Genomic DNA, 22,672 nt, shown 5'->3' with positions numbered 1-22,672 from the left:
GCTATTCACTACGCCGTTGCCCGTGTCATCACGGGCAATATTTCGTTGATTTGCATATTAAACTGGCAAAATACTCGTGGAGACATGAGCAATGGCACAAAAACTTGAGGCATTTCAACCAAATAAAAACAGATTGGATATTTAGAAATAAATACTTAGTTTTAAAAAAGTGTGGACTAACTAACGAGTTCAGATACATACATTATAACCGCCATAAGGTTATGTTTTTTTATAGTTTATGGCGGTTATATATTCGTTATGTGTAATCATAAAACGACAGAAAAACATGTTCGGACTATTTAAAAAGACAAGTTGGAAAATTGACGGAAAAGCACTCGACTTTTTCCGACAAGTTTTTAAGCAGTTGCCGTCTGACTTTCAATTTCTATCTGACGGACTTGACAAAGGACTTTACAGAAGGTTTTCAGTAAACCACGCAATGAAAGGGCACTTTTATTCAATCGGCTTTGACCCATCGCAATCCGACAAGTCTATTACTAAGGGTAAACAGTTTGAGTTGGAAAATATCATTATTAAGCAGGACGGACAAGCATACCCATTGAACGTTACGATTCACGAAGGACTTTGGATAGGTTTTGAAATTGAAAAAAACATTTTGGACTTCAACAATTTTCAGATTGACTTATCATCATTTAAAAAAAGTAAAAGCAAGTTTGCCGCAGACACAAAAATTAAAAAGCTCGTTGGCGGTCTGACTTGTGAACAACTTGATTTGACAAACCTTGGAGAGTTTGATATTGACGGTAAGACTTACTACCAAATAAAAGACCTTGAAGACGGTAACTACATAGCAATTGACAACAAAGGACAAGTATTCGGACTATTACATGACCCATACAAAATTGAACTAATTAATAAATCAGTTAGACAATTTATTGACGATGTTAATAATGGACAGTTTAACTTTGATAATTATCTAAATGGAAAGAATGGCAACGCATAACAGCACCTACCCAAAAGGCGGGTTTTAGAGTTATAGATGCTGTCTTGTGGTAAATCAATGATTAGTATTTCAAATCAAGTTTTGTAGTAAAAGTCCCGCCCTTCGGGTAGCTGCAAAACGTTAGCGGTAAGCGTAGAAAAACGACAACCTTACGCCGTTGCCCGTGTCATCACGGGCAATATTTCATTGCTTTGCATATTAAACTGGTAAAATACTCGTGGAGATACGAACAACGGCACAGAGAAAATAAATAACAATAGTACAACTATGGGAATATTCGATTTTTTAAAACTCAATAAAGTAAATAGTGCAACAACGGTTTATAAACTTCACAATAATAAATTTGATGAAGAATTAGAAGAACTCAAACAAAAAAATAAAGCTTGGGAAGAAAGTTTTAAACACATAATTACACTTCGAGAAAAAGCAAAACAATTTGAACAAACTCAACAATATCAAAAAGCAATTGAGATATATCTTGAATCAATTGATTTTGGAAAAAAATCTGACATACTTAATTTTGCTAATTATGGGCATGATATAGAAAGAGTAATTATTTTGTACAGTAAGACAAAGCAAGTTGAAAAGGAAATAGAATTCTTAAACAATGTGATATACACATACCCCAATTCTCAAGATTTAGGTTTATGGAGAGTAAGATTATCTAAACTGACCAATAATTTATCTAATCAAACAAGTTATGATTTAAAATATAATGAGATTATTAGACCGATAAATAAAAATATAACAATAGGTAAAGAACTTAATAACTTAAAAAAATCACTTCCAGAGTTTAATTTTTATTTTGATATGCCTAGTGATATGCAAACATTTGAATACATTGCAATTCATAGACCTGTATCTTTAAATAAATCAAAAGAGCTTAAGGTTTTAAAAGAAAAGTTTGATTTAATTCTTACAAATGCTCAGCTTGCAGAAAATAGTGGAGATTTAAAAACAGCAATTGAATTTTATCTGGAACTAATTGCTGAAGATTATGAAGGCAAAGAGCCATTTGAAAGACTTTTAATTATTTACAAAAAGCTAAAATGGAAAGAGCAAGAGTACGAAATTCTTCTCAAAGCTATAGATTTCTTTGAAAGCCTAAAAGCTAAACAAAGAAGAGATGTTATTACACTTGCTCAAAAATATAAAATGGAAGGGAAAGCTCTCGAATATATTAATTCCAATAAAAAGATTCAATATTTTGGTGGAGCTTTTGATTTATATAATCCATATCCAATTTTAGAGAAATGGAAAGAGAAACTAAATAAGTTTTAAGTTTTTTAAAACCTACTTTTAACTTTTAAAAATATATACTTATCTTACTCCATTGCCCATGCCATCACGAACAATATTTTGTTCACCTGCCTGTACTTGCAAAATGCTCGTGAAGGCACGAGCAATGGCATAGAAGTATAAACTGATAAAGGGCTTGAATTGTGAGGCTTGATAAATAAAAAAGCGTTGAAAACCATTTGAAGTTTTCAACGCTTTTTATTTTCGGGTTGGAAACCCGAACTACTGTCCTTTTACCATTTTTACGAAGGCTTTTGTATCGCCATCTAAATCGGTGGAAGTACTTAGCATTTTGATAAAGGCACTACCGATAATTGCTCCTGCGGCATGAGATGATGCTTTTTTGAAAGTTTCATTATCCGAAATACCAAAACCGATGAGTCTTGGGTTTTTCAAATTCATGGCATTTACTCTTTCAAAATATTCTTCTTGTACATCTGAAATCCCAGATTTTGCCCCAGTAGTACTTGCCGACGAAACCATGTAAATAAAACCATGCGATATTTCATCAATGTGCTTGATTCTACTTTCACTAGTTTGTGGCGTAATCAAGAAAATATTCAGAATACCGTATTTATCGAAAGTTGCTTTGTATTCTTCTTCATAAACGCTTGCTGGCATATCGGGCAAAATCAAACCATCAATCCCTACTTCTTGACATTTCTGACAAAAAGCCTCAACTCCAAATTGTAAAACTGGATTCACATAACCCATCAATAAAATGGGAACAGTAATTCCTTGCTCACGAATACCTGCTAATTGTTCAAACAAAAGCTTTACCGTCATGCCATTGTCCAAAGCTACTTGGTTAGCTTGTTGAATGGTTTCACCATCCGCCACAGGGTCTGAATAAGGCATTCCGATTTCGACTAAATCTGCTCCTCCTTCTTGTAAAGATTTCAAAATCAATGTTGTATCATTGATTTTTGGGAAACCTGCTGTAAAATAAACGTTTAGATTATTATTCTTTTTCTCTGAAAAAAGTGCTGTAATACGATTCATTGTATGGTTGAAACTCACCCCCCAGCCCCCTCTCCTGTTGAGAGGAGGAGATTAAACTTGGGAGTATCTCCTCCTCTCAACAGGAGAGGGGGCTGGGGGTGAGGTTTTATTTTTTATTGTAAAATTCCTTGAGATAATTCTTTAAAATCAAGTCCATCAAAAGTACCTGACGACATCATTAATAAATTACAGCCACGCCATCGCTCTGCTAATAAAAAGGTTTTAAGTGAATCGCTTTCGGTAAAGACTAATAAATTCGGATTATTGAAATGGCTTTTAATGTCTTCGGGCGAAATGGCTGGCAACTTTTTATGTGCCAAGGTTTTCGGGCTGAAATATACAATAGCAACATCAGCAGTATTCAATTTGTTGGAATATTCTCCTAAGAAATCTTTATTCAAACTACTGAAAGTATGCAATTCTAAGCAAGCCACTAATTTACGATTAGGGAATTGCGCTTTTACCGCTTTTGTCGTTGCCTCTACTTTAGAAGGAGCATGAGCAAAGTCTTTATAAATGATTGTTTCATCATTTTCTGCCACTAATTCCAACCGTTTTGCTGCACCTTTGAAAGACGGAATGGCTTGGTAGAATTCATCTTCCTCAATACCAATTTGAGAAAGCACCAATTTTGCCCCGTTCAAATTCTTCAGATTATGTTCTCCAAATACTTCAATTTCTAATTCTTTTTTATCAGGTAAAATCAAGAATGTTTTACCATTTTTTACTTTATGTGGGTGTGCTTTGTATGGAAACTTACGAACGCTCTCGAAGTTCCTCTCTCCTATTTTATTGACTAATTTATCCGTTTCATCATAAATAAAACTACCTGCTTTGGGCAAAGTATCAGCCAATAATTCAAATTGATGCACATAATCGTTGAAATCTGGATAAACGTTGATATGGTCCCAAGCAATGCCAGACATCAGTACTACATGCGGATGATAATGCAAAAATTTAGGCTGGCGGTCGATTGGTGACGACAAGTACTCATCGCCTTCAATCACAATTACAGGAGCATCCGACAAACTTGCCATCGTATCAAAACCTTCAATTCTGGCACCAACCATATAATCAAACTTGCGTTTGTGATACTTCAACACGTGCAAAATCATAGAAGTAATGGTGGTTTTTCCATGACTTCCAGCAATGACAACTCTCTGCTTGTGCAAGCTTTGGCTGTAAATAAATTCTGGATATGAATAGATTTTCACGCCTAATGCTTGGGCTTGGGCTAATTCTGGATTATCCACACGAGCGTGCATTCCTAGAATTACACAATCTAAATCGCTAGTAATTTTCGATGGAAACCAACCGATTTCGGCAGGAAGTAAACCTTTTTCGCCTAACAAAGTTCTTGAAGGCTCATAGATTTCATCATCCGAACCTGTTATTTGATAGCCTTTATTATGTAAATCGATGGCTAAATTGTGCATGGCAGCACCTCCAATAGCAATAAAATGTATTTTTTTCATGAAACCTGTTTACGGAAAGTAATCCCCGTAGAAACTAATTCTAAAAACGGAACGTTAAATATAGAATAAATCCAATTTTTATGCTTGCAAAGGTCATACTTTTATTGCACTTTTGCACGCTTTTTATTGTAGCTTTTCGTTAATAGTAAACAACGAAAACTTATCTTTACTAAATAAAACTTCTGAGATTAAGTTTCACGAAGATATAAGTATTTTTAATCAAAACCCCGCATTTATGCTTTTCGCAGTAGGATGAAAAATTACATTGACCTAATTGACCAAACCATTGAGTTCCCAACCTTGGAATTCAACATTGACCAAGACAATGAACTTTTGTTCAATAATGTTCCACTTATGGACATTATCCAGCAATATGGTACACCCTTGAAAATTACGTACTTACCCAAAGTTGGCGAGCATATCGAGAATGCCAAAAGGATGTTTAAGAACGCCATCAAAAAGTACAACTATAAGGGGAATTATACTTATTGTTATTGTACAAAATCTTCCCATTTTAAGTTTATTGTTGAGGAGGTTCTTAGTCACAATGTGCACCTTGAAACATCTTCTGCTTTCGATATTTCATTAATTCGTGATTTGTATCGAGAAAATAAGATTTCTAAGTCGAATTACATTCTTTGCAACGGCTATAAATTACCACTTTATACACAGTATATCAGCGAGTTAATCAACGAAGGCTTTAATTGTATTCCAATTTTAGATAACTTAAAAGAGATTGACTTTTATGATAAATTTGTAACGACTGAAACCGTAAATTTAGGTATCAGAATCGCCACAGACGAAGAACCTGACTTTGCTTTTTATACTTCTCGTTTGGGCTTACGTTATTCAGACGTAATGGATTTGTACAAAAACAAAATTCAAAACAGCGAACGTTATAAATTAAAAATGTTACACTTTTTCATCAATACAGGTATTAAAGATAGTGCCTATTATTGGTCGGAATTGAGCCGTTTTATTTATAAATATTGTGAGCTAAAAAAGGTTTGTCCAGAGTTAGATTCTATCGACTTAGGTGGTGGTTTGCCAATCCAAACTTCATTGCAATTCAATTATGATTATCAGGCTATGATTGACGAAATCGTTGAATCAATCTCATGGATTTGTAATAAAAGTAACGTACCTGTTCCGAATTTGTTTACGGAATTTGGTTCATATACCGTTGGTGAAAGTGGTGCTGTTTTATACGAAATCATCGACCAGAAGTTACAAAACGATAAAGAATTATGGTACATGATTAATGGTTCTTTCATTACACAATTGCCAGATTCTTGGGGAATGAACCAAAAATACATCATGTTGCCAGTGAATAACTGGGGAAGTCCATACCAAAAAGTGAATTTAGGCGGACTTACTTGCGACTCGATGGATTTTTATAATACCGAAGCACACAGTTCAGATTTGTACTTACCAATTTTTGAAGAAGGACAAGAACGCCAGTTTGTAGGGTTTTTCCATACGGGTGCTTATCAAGAATCTTTAGGTGGTTATGGTGGTATTCAACACTGTTTAATTCCTGCTCCAAAACACGTAATTGTGGACAGATTAGAAAATGGCACAATCACAACTCGCCTTTTTGCAGACGAACAAGGCAAAGAAGGAATGATGACGATTTTGGGCTACGGAGAAAAAGAGGACAAAGAAGAAAAAGTATTTATCCTAAGCCAAGATGAATTGACTTTGGCAGAAAACCTTTCGATGGTAGAACAATGATTTTCTGAATGAGGAGTTTTGAGTGAGGAATGCGGAGTATTTTGTTAATACTAATTTCGAATTCATAAAGACAAATACTAAATCTTTAACGAGGGAGCTAATTCCCTCGTTATAAATGAAAGAGGATAATCTCTATACATTTCACAGATTAGCTTTTTGTTCAAATCCGAAATCTGATGACCGAAACCCGATAGACTTACTCGTAAATCTTTGGAAATTAATCAATTGCGAAACAATATTTATTTCTTTTTTTCGTAATTTAACGTAAGAGTAACGCTTTACGACTACTTACATACAAATTTTAATCATGAAAAAAGCTAGCATCATCATTGGTTTTTTGGCAGTTTTGTCTTTAGCATCTTGTGCAAGAAAAAATAATTGCCCTGCTTATGGAAGCACAAGTATTGACAAACCAACCTATAAAGGTAGAAATTAATACTTTCCGCTAACACATTGAAAAAAGCAACAACAGAGGAAATTCTCCTTCGTTGTTGCTTTTTCATTTTCTGAAAAACATACAAGGTTTTGCGGAACTCAATAAATCGTGTTAAGTTTACACGATTTATATTTTCATTCAATTCTCCTCAAAAAATATTAATCATTTACAGTAAAAAGACAATTATGCAGGCATTTATTTTCGATATGGATGGCACAATGGTGGATAATATGATGGTTCATCACCGTGCTTGGCAATTAAAATTAAAAGAATTAGGACTTGATTTAACCCTTGAAGAAGTAAAAGAACGTTGTCACGGAAAAAATGAGGAAATCATTGAAAGATTATTTCCAAATCGTTTTACTCCAGAAGAACGCTACCAAGTTTCTTTCGAGAAAGAAGAGCAATATAGAGAAGTATTTAAAGATGAACTTCGTTTAATTGATGGACTTCAAATATTTTTAGACGAAGCAAAAGCCGCTAATATTCCATTAGGAATTGGTAGTGCAGCACCCGCCGAAAATGTAGATTTCGTATTGGATAATTTAGGGATTCGTCATTACTTCTCGTCAGTCGTACATTCTGGTTTAGTCGATAAAGGCAAGCCTGATCCAGAAGTATTTGAAAAAGTAGCAAAAGAATTAGGTGTTTCATTGAACAAAAGCCTCGTTTTTGAAGATTCACCAACAGGTGCTAAAACTTCTGTAAATGCGGGTTGTCAAACAATTATCTTAACAACTACGCACGATAAAACTGAATTTGAAGCTTTTTCGAACATTAAATTATTTTTGAGTGATTACCAACACCTCACGATTGAACAAGTAAAAAATCTTTTTTAACAACCTTTAGCATTATTACCTAATATGAAAAAAAGTATCTTTTGTTTAGTACTCCTTTTTACAATAGTTTATTCTAAAACACAGGCTCAAGATAAAGTTTTGTTGTTTTCTTACTTCGTTGATAACGGACAAGACGGTTTACATTTTGCTTCAAGTACAGATGGTTTAACTTGGAATATAGTAAAAAATGGAAAATCGTTCTTGAAACCTGCTGTTGGTAAAGATAAATTAATGCGTGACCCATGTATTATTCAAGGAGCAGATGGCGAATTTAAAATGGTTTGGACAAGTGGTTGGAATGATAGAATTATTGGTTATGCGTCGTCTAAAGACCTAATCAATTGGTCGGAACAGCAAGCCATTCCTGTAATGGAACATGAACCCACTGCCAAAAACTCTTGGGCTCCAGAAGTATTCTATGATAAAAAGACAAAAAACTACCTGATTTTTTGGGCTACAACCATTCCTGGAAGACACTCTGCAATTGGAGAAACAGAGCGTGAAAAAGGTTTAAATCACCGAATTTATTATGTAAAAACTCGTGATTTTAAGACTTTCAGTGAAACTAAAATGTTTTTCAATCCTACTTTTAGTGCGATTGATGCTACGATTTTGAAAGATGGAAAATGGTTTTATATGTTTGTGAAAAATGAAAACCCAAAACCAGCAGAAAAAAATATTAGAATTACTCGTTCTAAAAAAGCAGAAGGGCCATATCCAACTGAAGTATCTGCTCCAATCACTGGAAAATATTGGGCTGAAGGACCAACAAGTGTGAAAATTGGCGAATATACTTATGTGTATTTCGATAAATATACCGAGCATAAGTATGGTGCTATTCGTTCTAAAGACTACAAAACTTGGGAAGATGTTTCTGACAAAGCTGTTTTTCCAAAAGGACTTCGTCACGGAACTGTATTTGAAGTATCAAAAGAAGTTTATGATAAATTGATAGCGGAATAAAATTGAACTAAGGCTTTCCAAGTCATACAGAAAATTATATAACGGTAACTCTTTCGGGTTACCGTTTTGCTTTTACGAAAAGTAAGAGATTAATTTGAATGATTCTCCCTAAAAATAAAAACAAAACTTTTATTTGCAATGACGTTGCATTGTATTATTTTTGCAACATGATTACAACAATGGAACATACACATCGTCATACGTTAAAAATAGAGAAGGTTGGTTTTTACCTTTCTATTCTTTGTGCGATACATTGCATAGCTACTCCAGTATTAATTACGCTTATTCCATTTTTGGGTGGAAGCTTAATCGCTGACCATTCTTGGGAATTATGGTTTATTGGTGGAAGTATTTTGTTAGCAGGAATCATTTTGTGGATAGACTATAGAAAACACGTCAATGCGATTCCCCTTTTACTCTTGAATGGAAGTTTACTTATTAAACTTATTGAAGTACTTTGGTTAGGAGAAAGTTTTGAATTTATCACTGGTAGCTTAGGTGCTTTATTAATTGCTTCAGCATATTATATCAATTGGAAAGCAAAAGTAAAATCTTGCAATTGCTAAGATTTGTAAAAATACTCATACATAAAAATCCCTTTCAGTCGCTGGAAGGGATTTTTTGTTTGTAAATCATATCTTTATTAAAAGTAAATATGCCTTTAAAACACCTTTAAAGGCTATTTATGTCTAAACTTATAAGTCTGGACTCATTCCATTTGCCTCCTCTTCTCCCTTTCCCCATCTTTAACTTGGCATTTAATCGCCTTCTATTTTTAAAACAAATCATTCCATTTCATGAAAAAGAGATACTTCTTCATCGTATTCTTAGCATTCTGCTCATCAACAATCAATCACGCCTTTTCGCAAAAAAAAGGTACTGGTGCTAATTTCGACCTTTCTACAATTGCTGCTACTCCGCAAAAAGTAGAACTTTCTTTACGCAGTTTTAGAGGGATGCCAACAGCTCATTCGCTGGAAAAATATTGTCCCACGCCTGGCGACCAAGGTAATCATGGTACTTGTGTGGCATTTGCTAATGGTTATGGCATTGCTACTATTTTATATGCCAAAGCTCATAATCTTACCGATAAAGCACTGATTAATAAATATGCCTTCTCTCCTACTTTCTTGTATGAACAAATCAAGAAAGCAGATGATGCTGACTGCCAAAATGGAGCAGATCCAATCACTGCTATTCTTACGATGATTGAAAAAGGCGAAGCATTGATGAAGAATGTTCCCTACAAATGTGGTTTGCCTATCACGCCAGAAGTATCTAAAGAAGCCATTAAATATCGCATTGCCGATGCTGCGATTCTCTATGCTACTGGTATTAAAGAGTATGACAAACCCGAACAAGCCAGAATTGATTTAACCAAGAAAGCACTCTTGGAAGGTTCGCCTGTTTCTACTGGTTTTAATTTGCCTGAAACCTTTTTCAAGATAAAGTCTGATGTTTGGGAGCCTTCTCCCAACGAAGCGTTGAATGATTGGAAACACAATGGACACGCCATGGCAATTGTAGGTTACGACGATAACAAAGCTGGCGGAGCATTCAGAGTACTCAATAGCTGGGGAACCGACTGGGCAGACCACGGTTATGTTTGGATAAAATACCAAGATTATGCCAAATGGTGTGTAATGGCAATTCAGGTTTTTGGAGGAACTGATACGCCAGTACCTGTTGAAGTACAACCTACACCACCAAAACCCCAACCAAGTCCAGACCCCAAACCACAGCCTAAGCCCGAACAGACTTTTAGTTTAAGTGGCAATATTGAGTTCAAACTTAATACTGGCGAAAATATGGCTGTTGGAAAAACTTCTACCAGAAACTTAACCGTTGAAGAAGAATTTCAAGGTCCAAAAGAAGATTTAGTAGCTTACTCAATGGCAAATGCCTACACAAGTGGAACGGCTTTTCGCTTTTATATGAATGTTGACGCCGAAGCTTATGTATATGCTTTTGCCACAGATTTAACTGGACAAGTAAATAGAATTTTACCTTTTAATGATAATACTTCAACCCATGTTGGCGCAAACAGTATCATCGCTTTTCCTTCGGATACTAAAGTTATAAAGTTAGATAACCAAAAAGGCACTGATTATCTCTTGATTTTATACGCTGCCGAAAAACTAGATGCTAAAGCCATCGCCGAAAAAATGAATGGAATGACAGGTGCTTTGAGTACCAAAATCAAAGCTGTGTTAGGAAATAAATTGATTGACAAAACTAAAATTACTTATGATTCAAGCCGTGTTGCTTTTAGTACAAAAGGACATTCAACCAGAAATTTAACAGTTGCGGATGATGCCCCTCCTACGCCAACTACTGGCAGTGTTGTACCATTAATGGTTGAAATAAAACATAATTAAAATAGCTGATTTCTATAAATTTTATTCTCAAAAACATCATGAAAAAGTTCTTAATCTTTTTACTCTTATTCCCATTCATATTTTTCGCTCAAAAACCACAATTAGTCATCAAATCGGGTTTACAAAGTGAGCTTATCATGGCTTCTATTTCGCCAGATAATAAAATTGGTTTAACGGTTGAGGTCAACGAAACACTCATTCTTTGGGAACTAAGTACAGGCAAACAACTACAAAGTTTTCCGAATATTATGGCGGCTGATTTTAGATTAGACAACAAAACGATTGATGTTGTAACGAATCAATATAAATTTCAAACGATAGACTATGCAGGAAAAGTAATAAGCCAAAGCCCGATTAATAATACTGGAAACGATAAAAACAATCGTTTCAATTGGTCGTATTACCGAAAATCAGCTTTGTTATTAAATAATGCCAGTATTTATACTCGTGAAAATGGATACAGAGGAACGATTAGAATCAATAAATTTGGAATTGAGCAAGACTATTCGGAAGAACGCAATATTATTTCAATTCCGAACAAAAACGATGTAACATTGTGTAAAGTACCAAGTGGAGAAATCATAAAAGTATTAAATTTCAATTTGGCTAAAAGCGATTATGCAAGTGCTCCAATTCTTGATATTAAATTCACCAGATTTTCTCCAGATGGACGCTACTTGATGGCAGGAAACAACAATTCATTAGAAGTATTGGATATTAATACTGGTCAAAGTATTTATTCATATACTCATCCCAATGACTACAAAACTAAATTGTTAAACCTTGCTGGTTTTTCTCCTGATAGTAAAAAAATCTTTGCCCATACTACAAATGAAATAATTTTAATCAACCTTGAAACCAAGAAAGATATTTGGCGAATTAAACAAGGTGGTTTTTATATCAGTGAATACGGTAGCCGAAAAGGAGTAATCCGTTTTTCTGATGATGGAAAAAAGATATTATTCGGAACATTAAAAAACCTAAGCCTCCTCAATGCTGAAAATGGACAAACCATCACTAAGCTATTTGGAGTAACCAATGAAGAAGTATTCTATCATCATCTCTCAGAATCATCTAATCAATTATTAATCGAATTAGATAAAAAAGCCGTCAACTGGGATTTATCTTCTGGTGCAATGCGTAAAGTAATTCAGACAACTCAACCTGCATTCGACTATCATTTGCAACTTAACCAAAAAGGGAATAAGCTATATGACTTTTGGACTGAAATAGATTTAGCAAACAATGCTCATAAAGATTTTCCTTATGAAGGTTCAATTAGTAATGTCAATCGTACTCCATCATTCATGGGTCTGTCTTTTGATGATAAATATCTTTTCCATATTGGTTATTACTTAGACCCTAATGTTGAAGATAAATACAGCATCAATCAAGATAAATTGGTGGTGGCTGACGTCACAACGAAGAAAATCATTTGGCGAAAAAAAGGTATTGACAAAGCAGTTTTTGCACATACATCTCGACAATTAGCAGCCATCAATTCCTTCAAAGGTTTTACCAGTATTGATATATTGGACGGTGCAACAGGAAACTTAATCAAGAAAGTTACTTTACCTAAAAAATACGTTAGTGGCGAAAGTTTAAAATTCTCTGTTAATGACAAATACCTTGCTTTTCAATCAGGAAATGGACATCTAATCGTTGAAATCAGCACAGAAAAAACGATAGAAATCCCAGAGATACTTCCAGATGGGAAAAAACTATATTATTCAGTCGCCTTCACGGCGGATGAGCAATATTTAATCGCAAGCGATTTTGAAGGTCGATTACATTTTTACAATATTCAACAACAAAGATGGGATTCTTCCAAAACCATAAAAGCCTATAACGACCCCGTAGCAGGCGTAACAGTTAGTAAAAACAACCGTTATTTATTTACAAATGCCAGAGAAAACAACGTAAAACTTTGGGATTTACAAACAGGTGAATTATTAGCTACTTTATATCCAAATCCATCCACAAGCGATTGGGCGGTTGTCACGCCAAATGGTCAGTTCGATGCTTCAGCGAATGCTCAAAAAGACCTTTATTTCGTAAAAGGCATTAATACTTTCCCTTTAGAAATACTCTACGAAAAATATTATACTCCCAAATTATTGGCTCGTCTCTTAGCTGGCGAACGTTTTCCTAGCATAGATGCAGATTTTGATGATTTGCACAAAGCGCCCATTTGTAAGATTTCGTATGAACAAAAAACAAGAAACCTAACCGTGGAAGATGATACAAAACCAAGCTATGAAAACACAACGGGACTCGCAGAAATAACAGTAAATGCTACTGCCGAAAATGATAAAATTGATGAAATCAGGTTATTTCATAACGGAAAAATTGTGAATTTGGCCACTCGTGGCTTGTTCGTAACCGATAATACTACAGGAACAGATACCAAGAAATACACCATCAATTTATTGGCAGGACAGAATATTTTCAGAGCCATCGCCCTGAATAGCCAAAGAACAGAAAGTCAGCCCGATGAAATTATTGTCAATTATAAAGCTGGAAACCAACCGACTAACAAACCAAATATTGCTAAAGATGGTGGCATTATCGACCCCGTTGATAAAAATGCAACGCTCCACTTGGTGGTAGTTGGCATCAATAAATATCAGAATGAGAAATTATCGCTCAACTACGCCCTAGCAGATGCTACTGCCTTTAAAGATGAAATCGAAAAAGATGCAAAAACGGTTATTTCTAACGTAAAAACATATTTCGTTACCGATACTAAAGCCGATAAAAATGGAATTGTAAATGCTTTGACAGAAGTACAAAAAACAGCTAAAGCACAAGATGTCTTTGTATTTTATTATGCAGGACACGGGGTAATTTCTGATAAAAACAAAGAATTTTACTTAGTGCCTACCGATGTAGCAGACCTGAAAAATGTAGATGAAATACTTTTACAAAAGGGAATTCCTTCGAAGCAATTACAAGCTTATGCCGTTAATATACAGGCACAAAAACAGGTATTTATTTTGGATGCGTGCCAAAGTGCAGGAGCATTTGAACAATTAATGACGTCAGATGCGAAACAACAAAAAAGTTTAGCCGTGGTAGCAAGAAGTACAGGAACACATTGGATGGCGGCATCGGGTTCTAAGCAATTCGCCAATGAATTTGCTACACTCGGACATGGTGCTTTTACTTATGTATTGCTTCAAGCACTGAAAGGACAGGCAGCCAATAATAAAATGATTACAGTAAACGGGCTCAAAAACTTTATTCAAGTACAAGTACCTGAACTCATGAAAAAATACAGCGGAACGCCACAATATCCAGCAAGCTATGGTTTTGGGAATGATTTCCCTGTGGAAATGATGAAGTAAAAGTAATATTTGATGAAAGTAAGTATTTAATTAAAGCTATAAAGATTTGGGGGTAAATCTCTTATTATTCTCAATTATGCAAATCCTTATAGGTTTGCAAAGAATCAAAAACCTATCTCTGAAACCCATCAACCTATCAAAAAGATGGAAAATCCTATCTTTTTGATAGGTTGATGGATCTTTTTTGCGGGATTTTGCGGTAAAAAGCATCAAAAATCTATCTTTTTTGCGGGAAATTGCGTGATTTAGATGGAATCGATATACTCAAAGTATCAAAAAGCTATCTTTTAGAGAGATTCAGCTTTTAAAAACCGAAGAAAACCGCAAATTGTATATTTATCAATTAGATTTTAGTTCATTTTCAATTTCTTCTTTTGCCATTGTTTGTGTCTTCACGAACAATTAAACGGCTTGTTTTTCTCTAATATATTTTTGCGTTAATTCATAAACTTTTTTTGTTCGTGGAGACACGAACAACGGCAGAAAACGATAGATTAAGCAAGAGTTATGAATGATAAATTAGGGAAAATTATCTGGTTAAATCAGGTGATTTTCCCTAATTTGGTTTTAGTGTCTTTCGATTTTTCAAATCGAACGCTTCCTTATTATTATCTAAAAAGAAAATTGAGAGTACCCAAAATAGTCTAACCCTAAATTCCCTGCAAAGGTATGTTCTTCATCAATAATTAATTTCTTTCTTAATTCAAGCACCCTTTCAATATCACCTTTTGAATATTCATCTCTCATTTCATCTGTTATAAAATACTCTGAATATTCACCTTTATTTTCCTGAGCAAGCATGAAGGATAAGTCGTTAGTTTTTTTACCCGACTGAATAAATACATTGTCAGTAGTTTTATTTAGACATACTACCATATTTGCACTTTCTCCTAAATCAGATGAAAATTTAGTTTCTGCAAAGAGTTTTAAAACCTTATAGTCTTCAATATACTCTGTATTTACAGGTTGAAAATTATTCGAGTAATTCAACATAAACAAAATATGAGCTTTTGAACGCACTGAACCCAAGTTTACTTTATCAGACAATGCTGGCACTACAAATGGTTGGTCAAGCCTATCATTATACACAGGATTAAGTTCGACATTTTTTATAAATTTTTGAAAATGCTGAAATGCTGTTTTTCTTTTACTTGGGCTAAAAATGGTAAAATAGTTTGCATACGTAGTAACCCAAAACCATTGTTTTAGCTTTTTTATTTGTTGATTATTAGGTTCAGGAATGTGGTTAAAAAACTCTACCAAAAAGATAAACTGGATATTAGCTGGTAACAGTTTATTATCGACAATTAATAGTTCCTCAAATAAAAATTTAGCCACAAACTCTATACTTTTTACGGTAATTTCTATTTGACTTTGAAAGTTTGGGTTTTTAGAAAGGGAGATAATATCTGTTTTTTTATTGTCTAAATATAAATCGCCAAACGAGCTTTGAATACTTCTAAAAACCAAATCTCTTACCGCTACTTCTCTTGGTTTTTTATCAACAAAATTATATTTCTCTATTTTATCAAGTGTTATATCTATTTTGTGTCCTAATCTAAAATTATCGGTATAAGTTTTAGCCGACAATATCCAATCGGGCGTTATTGGCTTACCTTCTTTATTTAGTAATGTAAATATGTCTATCGCTTCATCCAAAGTTCCACCAGCTATCTCAATTACTGGCATTTGGTATCTACTAAAAGTAGTAACTATTTTTTTTAGTCTATCAGTATATTTTTTTGATATTTCAGGAGTGTATTCTCGCTGTATTTTTTCTGAGTAAGTTAAAAAAGATTCATAATCCAATAAGGTATATGCTGGTACACAATACAGTTCAAGATTACGACCAAACACCTCAAATACTTCATTATCAAGATTATAGTAGATATTAAAAGTAGAGTTAAATGCTTTCTCATTAAACTCAAAGTTCTTAATTTTTTCTGGATTAGAAAGTACGCCAAACAAAGCAGACATTCTCTGATAACCATCTAGAATATATTTACGTTGCTTTTTTTCAAAAGCTTCAAAAACAGATTCATTAATAGTATAAGGTCCTACTTGTTTCGCTATTCTAAATTCTGTTTCTGGTGTCCAAAATAAAAACGACCCTATGGGGAAATTTTTTTTGATACTATTTAATAGGTTGAGTACATTGTCAAGTTCCCATACAAAATCACGTTGAAACTCTGGGATTAGCAATAACCCCGAATTAATATCATCCAGATATGTATCAAAGTTATTATTTGATGGTTTTAAGCTAATTAATGAACTCATAGTAATTGATTGATTTTACTTAACAAATTTGGTAATTCTCTTTTGTCTTTTGGGTGATTAGTCTCAGAATGGTGTTCACACCTTTTAAGCAAATTAATTTTAGTGACCTTTGAAGAAGAAAATAACTTAGGAAAGCTTGTTTTAAAGTTCACAACCTCGGATCCATTTATTTTTTTTAGATTACTATTTCGGAATATGTTTTTTTGAGAATCATCCAATGCTTTATAAAATGTCCTTTCTTCGGGTAAAAGTTTATCAAATTTTTTATTGTTAAATCCATTCTCAATATCAAAATAATCTTTCTGCATCGGAGTTAAAGCCAGATATGCTCTAATGAAATCTTGGTTATCTGTTATTTCCTCAAAAGCTTCATCGGGTAAATAGTTTTCCATTTCCCGTTTTTCTAAAATGTGATATGGAATTTGATACTTATCAAGTTCTGCTATATGATTCAATTTTCCAGTACTTAAATCCATTTCTGGATATTTTTTATCACTATCAATAAGTACAAAATACCGTAGATACTTATGCTTATGTTTAATGAAAACTGGGTTATCAAATGTTTTTAACTCTGCTTCTATTTCTTGCAAAATAGTGCTGCCTCCACCCATTCCATATTTTAACCACCGTTCATCTTTAAATAATCTTATCTTTTTACTTTCTTTTGGAAAATGCTCTATCAAGCAATCAATAAATGGAGCATCATTCAAACGATTTTCAATAAGAATAGTAAAAGGTTGTTCTAAATATTTTATTGCTTCTGCCAATCCAAAATATTCTGCGTTTGGTTGTCCAGAAATTATACATTGAGGTATTCTTGTAGAGTTATGTATTGACCATACAATAGTCTCCTCAAGTGTCTTCTGATAAGATGGTTTCAAACCGCTATACCAACTTGATTCCATTAAGGCTTCAATATCGTCATCTTCTCTTATCAACAGTTTGTGTTTTTCTCCTAACAGAAAATATATTTGGTCTAATAGCTCATTATTAGCTTCGTCTCTGAAAATATCTTGTAGAATTTCAACTAACATCTTTCTTTAATTTTTGAGCTTTCCTTATTGCAAAAACTTCATCAAAACTATCACTAAAAATACCATCGGGCCAATCATATACCTCACCGAATGAGTCAATTTTAATGTCTCTCAAGAAACTTTCATTTAAATCTTCCTCATAATCAACATAATAAATCTTTAAATTTTGCTCTGTAAAATAAGGGTATTTACTTTCAGCGATTAAACGTCTTAGTCTTAGAATAAAGTTTTCAGAATGCGTTTCTATCAAATATCTTTTATTCGCATCTATTAAAGATTCAGCAAATCGTTCTGCTAAATTACCATGAGCAGATGGATGTAAATGTAATTCTGGTTCTTCAATAATTGTCAAGGAAGGTTTTTCTTCCTCTATAAATGACTTTGTTATTAAAGGTAAAATTTGACTCATCCCTTGTCCAACATTGTCTAAAGATGTAGTAAATAGACGAGGTGTTTCTCGTTTTAATTCACGTTTTAGTTCAAAATAAAATTTATTACGCTGTGTATCTCTGTCTATATTAACCTCCCAGTTTTCAAATACCTCTTTGTACCAATTACTTACCTTATTAAGTAATTGACCATCTGAATAAATATAATCATTGATTAATATTTCATAGGCATGTTTACCATCTATTCCAATTTTCTTGATATTTTTTTCTTTTGGTTGGTCTTCCTTAATATCTTTCGGTTCTACTCTGTATGAACATACATAATCAAATTCAAAACTGAAATCTGTTAAACTAGGAATTTCCCCTTCAAAATCAACAATACTTTCTAGTAAAAACCCTTTAAACTTACAGTCATATAGCCGTGTGCTGTCATTAATGGAATAGAGCTTTTCTTTAAAATGATATTGAGCTTTAAATTCATTATTATAATTCCACGAGCGAACAGTCAGCTGGTTTTCTCCAAATATGATATAGATATGTAAAAATATTTTGTTCTCTAGTTCTAACTTAAATTCAAAATCTCCAGTAGTATCTTTTTCATGGTTTAAATCTAAATAGCTATTTCCCAACAAAATTCCTTCATTTTCCCAACGAAAAGGTTCATTAAAACTCCCACTCAAACTTCCTGCAATCAATGTTGGTAACTTTGCAAAAGCACTTTTACCTGAACTATTCTTCCCTATTAAAATAGTCATTGGGGCAAGCTCAATACATTGTTCACTGTTGAAGATTTTATAATTTGTAAACGTTATTTTATTTACCATTATGTTCTGTTTTTATAATGATACAAATATACACTTTATTCTAAAGTGCAGAGAGTTTAACCTTATTGCCTCAATTACCCTATTTCATACATTTTAATCCCATAGTTAAAATATTTATAGATTTCAGGGCTATTTCGCTCTTAAGATTTATAAGGCTTTGGAGTAATTATCGTCCACCTCCCAATCGAAATTTATAGCCAACAGTATAAGGTTTAGCGACAAAAACCTTAATTTTAATAAATTTTAAAATACTTCATTTACAATCAATGAGCGATGATTACAGATATATCTCCTAATTTACTTCAGTCCTATCAAAAGGAAATCAATTCTTATGATGAAATCTTGGGAGCAAACGGTCAAGTAAAGCCTCATTGGAAAGCCCTTTTTGATACTTTAGAAAAAATTGGCATGAAGGAACTCCATTCTCGCAATGTTGAAATCATCAATAAGCTTCGTGAAAATGGGGTTACTTATAATGTTTATGAAAATTCAGGAAGTTTAAATCGCCCTTGGCAATTAGACCCTATCCCTTTTCTGATTGAACAACAAGAATGGAATAATATTGCTAAAGGACTTAAACAAAGGGCTTTAGTATTAGATTTAATGCTCAGAGATATTTATGGACCTCAGCGTTTAATTAAAGAAAATATCCTTCCGCCCGAATTAGTCTATGGCAATACGGGTTTTTTCAGGGTTTGTAATGATGTAAAACTCCCTTCGGAAAATCAATTAACACTTTATGCTGCCGACATCGCTCGTGGTCCCGACGGCAGAATGTGGGTACTTGACAATAGAACACAAGCACCTTCTGGGATGGGTTATGCCCTCGAAAACAGAAGTGTGATGAGTAAAATCTTGCCCGAACTTACCAATGGTATGTTTGTAAGCAGGCTTTCTCCTTTCTTTAATAATTTTCAACAAACGGTTTCTGCTTTAGCCTCCAAAGCCAAAGACCATCCCAATATTGTTTATTTAACACCGGGTTCAAATAATGAAACTTATTTTGAACATGCCTATTTAGCAACTTATTTGGGTTACACTTTAGTACAAGGTGATGATTTACTGGTACGTGATGGCTTCGTTTGGTTGAAATCAATAGATGGTTTAGAAAAAGTAGATGTCATTATCCGAAGAATTGATGATGATTGGTGCGACCCACTAGAACTTCGTCAGGATTCTCGTTTAGGAATTCCAGGCTTATTGCATGCTATTCGCTTAGGAAATGTTTCTGTGATTAATCCTCCTGGCTCAAGCGTACTTGAAAGCAATGGTTTATTGCCATTTATGAATGCCGCTTGTCGTTTCTTTTTAGGCGAAACCCTAATTATGCCATCAGTAGCTACTTGGTGGTGTGGACAAGCCAAAGAGATGAATCATGTTTTGGCGAATCTTCCAAAACTGATAATCAAAAGTACCAATCGTAAACAAAAGTTGAGGTCTGTTTATGGTAAATCTTTATCAAATCAAGAATTAGACGAGCTTCGAAAAGATATTCTCAGAAACCCATCTGAATTTGTTGCTCAAGAAGAAGTAAGTCTTTCTACCACACCCGCTTTGGTGAATGGTAAAATAGAACCTCGCTTTGCTGCTTTGCGTGCTTACTTGGTTTCGGACGGAAAGAATTATCAAGTAATGGAAGGCGGACTTACCCGAAGTTCAGCTGTGAGAGATCGCTTTGAGATTTCGCATCAATATGGTGGTTTTTCAAAAGATACTTGGATTGTTTCTGATAAAGTATTGGATACTCCACAGAAAATTGTAGTTCAGCAAACGGCTTCAGTAATCCACCACACTTCGCTACCAAGTAGAAGTGCCGAAAACCTCTTTTGGGTTGGTCGTTATTGCGAAAGAACTATGGCAACCACCAAGTTTTTGAAAATTACGATTAATGCTTTACAAGAAAACGTAAACTTTGGTGGTTCGGTAAAGTCTGAGCATATCCATGTTTTATTAAAATCACTTACGCATCTTACGCTTACTTATCCGGGTTTTATTGATGAAGAAAATTCAGTGCTTCTGAAAAACCCTTATCAAGAAATTCACGATTTAGTTTTTAATTCTAAAAGAGGCGGTACTGTTGCTTGTAGTGTAGAATCTTTTTTAAGAGGCGTAATTACTGTAAGCGATAAATGGAGCCATGATACTTGGCGGATTATTAACCTGATAGAAAACAGCTTAAAGAAAATTAAAAGCTCTGACCCAGAAGTAAACAACCCGAATGTCATCCAGAAAGTACTGGATAAACTACATACTCGTTTATTTACTTTTTATGGAATTATTTCAGAATCAATGCCGAGAGATAAGGGTTTCTATTTGTTTGAATCAGGGAAATGGATAGAAAGAATTCTTTCAAGAATTAGCATTATTCGCTCTACTTTTAGTTTCAAAAATGATTTGAATGTTGAAAACGATTTAATTGAAGCCGTATTAATTAATCATCATTTATTGGTTCATTATCGTTTATTATATAAATCGCACTTAAGTTTGGAAGCGATGTTAGATATGGTATTGCTTGAAGAAAATTTACCATATTCTTTAAGTTATCAATTAGATGCCTTGGCTGAATGTCTTTCAAAATTACCAAAAACGTCACAAGATGAAAGATTAACCAAAGCAGAGAAAGCGGTTTTGGAAGCATCGACGAAAATCAAATTAACGGATATTTCAACCTTGAGTACTTATGACGCTGAAACTTTATACCGAGAAAATTTAGATAGCTTATTAGCCCATATTTTTGATTTAATTTCATCGGTAACAGTAAGTTTAACAGATTTGTACTTTACGCATACCGTCATACAGCACTCATTAATGGAAAATCCAGAAAATAGTGATACCAATGAAATATAACCTCACACACCAAACAACATATAAATACCTTGACCCTGTCAATAGCTATCATAGCTTGGTATGCCTGAAACCACAGACGATACCTTCACAGCTATGTCATAGTTTTTCGCTTAAAATTAGTCCCAAACCTGCTGAAATTGTAGAAAGGACTGATTTTTTCGGGAATAATATTCATTACTTTTCTATACAGTCAGCCCATCAAGAATTGATTGTAAAAACAGAAAGTAAAGTAGAAACTTTTGCCAAAATAATTAATACAGAGGCTTCTGTTTCTTGTAAAGAAGCCAGAGAAAAAGTAAAGAATACAAGTAGCTTAAAAATAGAACTTTTACAATATTTACTTCCTAGTCCATTCATTTATTGGGATGAAGAAATTCAGGCTTTTGCACAAGATTGCTTTCCAGACGAACGCTCTTTATATGAAAGTGTAAAAGCACTTTGTCATAAAATTTTCACTCAGTTTTCTTTCGTTTCTAATTTTACCAATATCAATACACCTATCAAAACTGTATTGAAAGAACGAAAAGGAGTTTGTCAGGATTTTTCGCATTTAGCCATTGCTTGCTTGCGAAGTTTAGGTTTTGCGGCTCGTTATGTAAGCGGTTATTTAGAAACACTACCTCCTCCCGGAAAGAAAAAATTGCAAGGTTCAGACGCATCTCATGCTTGGATTTCAGTATTTATACCCAACATTGGCTGGTGCGAATTTGACCCGACCAATGATTTAGTTCCCCAAGAAAGACATATCATTACGGCTTATGGACGAGATTATAGCGATGTTCCTCCACTAAAAGGAATCATTTTTAGTTCAGGAAAACATACTTTATCGGTTTCGGTAGATGTAATTCCATTGCTTTAGCAACA

At 33.9% G+C, this 22,672-nt stretch carries 17 protein-coding genes; 11 read left to right on the top strand and 6 right to left on the bottom strand.

The window, feature by feature from the left end; genetic code table 11:
* The first annotated feature begins 286 nt into the window (after window positions 1-286).
* Both ABID42_RS13135 and ABID42_RS13130 read left to right on the top strand, forming a co-directional pair.
* A complete protein-coding gene (locus ABID42_RS13135) occupies window positions 287-964 on the top strand; it encodes a hypothetical protein (RefSeq protein ID WP_367284034.1) in 678 nt (225 codons plus the stop codon).
* Window positions 965-1,231: 267 nt separating this feature from the next.
* A complete protein-coding gene (locus ABID42_RS13130; protein ID WP_367284033.1) occupies window positions 1,232-2,245 on the top strand; it encodes a hypothetical protein in 1,014 nt (337 codons plus the stop codon).
* Window positions 2,246-2,284: 39 nt separating this feature from the next.
* On the opposite strand, the gene ABID42_RS13125 is transcribed toward ABID42_RS13130, so the two are convergent.
* The 3 genes from ABID42_RS13125 to ABID42_RS13115 all read right to left on the bottom strand — a co-directional run bounded on the left by ABID42_RS13125 (window position 2,285) and on the right by ABID42_RS13115 (window position 4,740).
* Window positions 2,285-2,455, bottom strand: coding sequence for a hypothetical protein (locus ABID42_RS13125; RefSeq protein WP_367284032.1), 171 nt, complete (start codon window positions 2,453-2,455; stop codon window positions 2,285-2,287).
* Window positions 2,456-2,485: 30 nt separating this feature from the next.
* Window positions 2,486-3,265, bottom strand: a complete 780-nt coding sequence (gene trpA / locus ABID42_RS13120; RefSeq protein ID WP_367284031.1) for a tryptophan synthase subunit alpha — start codon at window positions 3,263-3,265, stop codon at window positions 2,486-2,488.
* Window positions 3,266-3,378: 113 nt separating this feature from the next.
* Window positions 3,379-4,740: a UDP-N-acetylmuramate--L-alanine ligase gene (locus ABID42_RS13115; RefSeq protein ID WP_367284030.1), complete on the bottom strand. Its 1,362-nt coding sequence runs from the start codon at window positions 4,738-4,740 to the stop codon at window positions 3,379-3,381.
* 252 nt (window positions 4,741-4,992) lie between these two features.
* On the opposite strand from ABID42_RS13115, the gene ABID42_RS13110 reads away from it, so the two are divergent.
* The 7 genes from ABID42_RS13110 (at window position 4,993) to ABID42_RS13080 (ending at window position 14,437) form a co-directional block, all read left to right on the top strand.
* On the top strand, window positions 4,993-6,474 hold the full coding sequence (locus tag ABID42_RS13110) for a type III PLP-dependent enzyme domain-containing protein (protein ID WP_323260646.1): 1,482 nt from the start codon (window positions 4,993-4,995) through the stop codon (window positions 6,472-6,474).
* Window positions 6,475-6,781: 307 nt separating this feature from the next.
* Window positions 6,782-6,910 (top strand): hypothetical protein, encoded by a 129-nt coding sequence (locus tag ABID42_RS13105; RefSeq protein WP_323260648.1) that lies wholly within the window; start codon window positions 6,782-6,784, stop codon window positions 6,908-6,910.
* Window positions 6,911-7,095: 185 nt separating this feature from the next.
* Window positions 7,096-7,749 carry an HAD family hydrolase gene (locus tag ABID42_RS13100; protein WP_367284029.1) on the top strand — a complete coding sequence of 218 codons (654 nt, stop codon included), beginning with the start codon at window positions 7,096-7,098 and terminating at the stop codon, window positions 7,747-7,749.
* Between the two features lie 24 nt (window positions 7,750-7,773).
* A complete protein-coding gene (locus tag ABID42_RS13095; protein ID WP_367284028.1) occupies window positions 7,774-8,712 on the top strand; it encodes a glycoside hydrolase family 43 protein in 939 nt (312 codons plus the stop codon).
* 179 nt (window positions 8,713-8,891) lie between these two features.
* Window positions 8,892-9,278, top strand: a complete 387-nt coding sequence (locus tag ABID42_RS13090; RefSeq protein ID WP_323260653.1) for a MerC domain-containing protein — start codon at window positions 8,892-8,894, stop codon at window positions 9,276-9,278.
* 231 nt (window positions 9,279-9,509) lie between these two features.
* Window positions 9,510-11,090: a C1 family peptidase gene (locus ABID42_RS13085; protein WP_367284027.1), complete on the top strand. Its 1,581-nt coding sequence runs from the start codon at window positions 9,510-9,512 to the stop codon at window positions 11,088-11,090.
* A 38-nt stretch (window positions 11,091-11,128) separates the two neighbouring features.
* Window positions 11,129-14,437: a caspase family protein gene (locus tag ABID42_RS13080; protein ID WP_367284026.1), complete on the top strand. Its 3,309-nt coding sequence runs from the start codon at window positions 11,129-11,131 to the stop codon at window positions 14,435-14,437.
* A 612-nt stretch (window positions 14,438-15,049) separates the two neighbouring features.
* Here the strand turns inward: ABID42_RS13080 and ABID42_RS13075 are convergent.
* From ABID42_RS13075 to ABID42_RS13065, 3 genes are read right to left on the bottom strand one after another with little or no spacing between them, the layout of a single operon-like run.
* The gene (locus tag ABID42_RS13075) at window positions 15,050-16,714 is read right to left on the bottom strand and encodes a DUF262 domain-containing protein (protein ID WP_367284025.1); all 1,665 of its coding nucleotides are present in this window, start codon (window positions 16,712-16,714) and stop codon (window positions 15,050-15,052) included.
* Window positions 16,711-17,748: a hypothetical protein gene (locus ABID42_RS13070; protein WP_367284024.1), complete on the bottom strand. Its 1,038-nt coding sequence runs from the start codon at window positions 17,746-17,748 to the stop codon at window positions 16,711-16,713. Before ABID42_RS13070 ends, ABID42_RS13075 begins: the two co-directional genes overlap by 4 nt.
* On the bottom strand, window positions 17,738-18,961 hold the full coding sequence (locus tag ABID42_RS13065; RefSeq protein WP_367284023.1) for an AAA family ATPase: 1,224 nt from the start codon (window positions 18,959-18,961) through the stop codon (window positions 17,738-17,740). The genes ABID42_RS13070 and ABID42_RS13065 overlap by 11 nt, the downstream gene beginning before the upstream one ends.
* Window positions 18,962-19,234: 273 nt before the next feature.
* Between ABID42_RS13065 and ABID42_RS13060 the strand changes: the two genes are divergently transcribed.
* Window positions 19,235-21,808 (top strand): circularly permuted type 2 ATP-grasp protein, encoded by a 2,574-nt coding sequence (locus ABID42_RS13060; protein ID WP_367284022.1) that lies wholly within the window; start codon window positions 19,235-19,237, stop codon window positions 21,806-21,808.
* Window positions 21,798-22,667: a transglutaminase family protein gene (locus ABID42_RS13055; RefSeq protein WP_367284021.1), complete on the top strand. Its 870-nt coding sequence runs from the start codon at window positions 21,798-21,800 to the stop codon at window positions 22,665-22,667. Before ABID42_RS13060 ends, ABID42_RS13055 begins: the two co-directional genes overlap by 11 nt.
* The last annotated feature ends 5 nt before the right edge of the window (window positions 22,668-22,672 follow it).

This window comes from Arcicella rosea (assembly GCF_040543805.1).
Classification (GTDB): domain Bacteria; phylum Bacteroidota; class Bacteroidia; order Cytophagales; family Spirosomataceae; genus Arcicella; species Arcicella rosea.
This window is presented reverse-complemented; position numbering and strand designations above follow the sequence as displayed.

Coding starts and splice junctions, on each gene's coding strand:
- ABID42_RS13135 (WP_367284034.1), top strand. CDS start 287: ATGTTCGGACTATTTAAAAAGACAAGTTGGAAAATTGACGGAAAAGCA.
- ABID42_RS13130 (WP_367284033.1), top strand. CDS start 1,232: ATGGGAATATTCGATTTTTTAAAACTCAATAAAGTAAATAGTGCAACA.
- trpA (WP_367284031.1), bottom strand. CDS start 3,265: ATGAATCGTATTACAGCACTTTTTTCAGAGAAAAAGAATAATAATCTA.
- ABID42_RS13115 (WP_367284030.1), bottom strand. CDS start 4,740: ATGAAAAAAATACATTTTATTGCTATTGGAGGTGCTGCCATGCACAAT.
- ABID42_RS13110 (WP_323260646.1), top strand. CDS start 4,993: ATGAAAAATTACATTGACCTAATTGACCAAACCATTGAGTTCCCAACC.
- ABID42_RS13105 (WP_323260648.1), top strand. CDS start 6,782: ATGAAAAAAGCTAGCATCATCATTGGTTTTTTGGCAGTTTTGTCTTTA.
- ABID42_RS13100 (WP_367284029.1), top strand. CDS start 7,096: ATGCAGGCATTTATTTTCGATATGGATGGCACAATGGTGGATAATATG.
- ABID42_RS13095 (WP_367284028.1), top strand. CDS start 7,774: ATGAAAAAAAGTATCTTTTGTTTAGTACTCCTTTTTACAATAGTTTAT.
- ABID42_RS13090 (WP_323260653.1), top strand. CDS start 8,892: ATGGAACATACACATCGTCATACGTTAAAAATAGAGAAGGTTGGTTTT.
- ABID42_RS13085 (WP_367284027.1), top strand. CDS start 9,510: ATGAAAAAGAGATACTTCTTCATCGTATTCTTAGCATTCTGCTCATCA.
- ABID42_RS13080 (WP_367284026.1), top strand. CDS start 11,129: ATGAAAAAGTTCTTAATCTTTTTACTCTTATTCCCATTCATATTTTTC.
- ABID42_RS13075 (WP_367284025.1), bottom strand. CDS start 16,714: ATGAGTTCATTAATTAGCTTAAAACCATCAAATAATAACTTTGATACA.
- ABID42_RS13070 (WP_367284024.1), bottom strand. CDS start 17,748: ATGTTAGTTGAAATTCTACAAGATATTTTCAGAGACGAAGCTAATAAT.
- ABID42_RS13065 (WP_367284023.1), bottom strand. CDS start 18,961: ATGGTAAATAAAATAACGTTTACAAATTATAAAATCTTCAACAGTGAA.
- ABID42_RS13060 (WP_367284022.1), top strand. CDS start 19,235: ATGATTACAGATATATCTCCTAATTTACTTCAGTCCTATCAAAAGGAA.
- ABID42_RS13055 (WP_367284021.1), top strand. CDS start 21,798: ATGAAATATAACCTCACACACCAAACAACATATAAATACCTTGACCCT.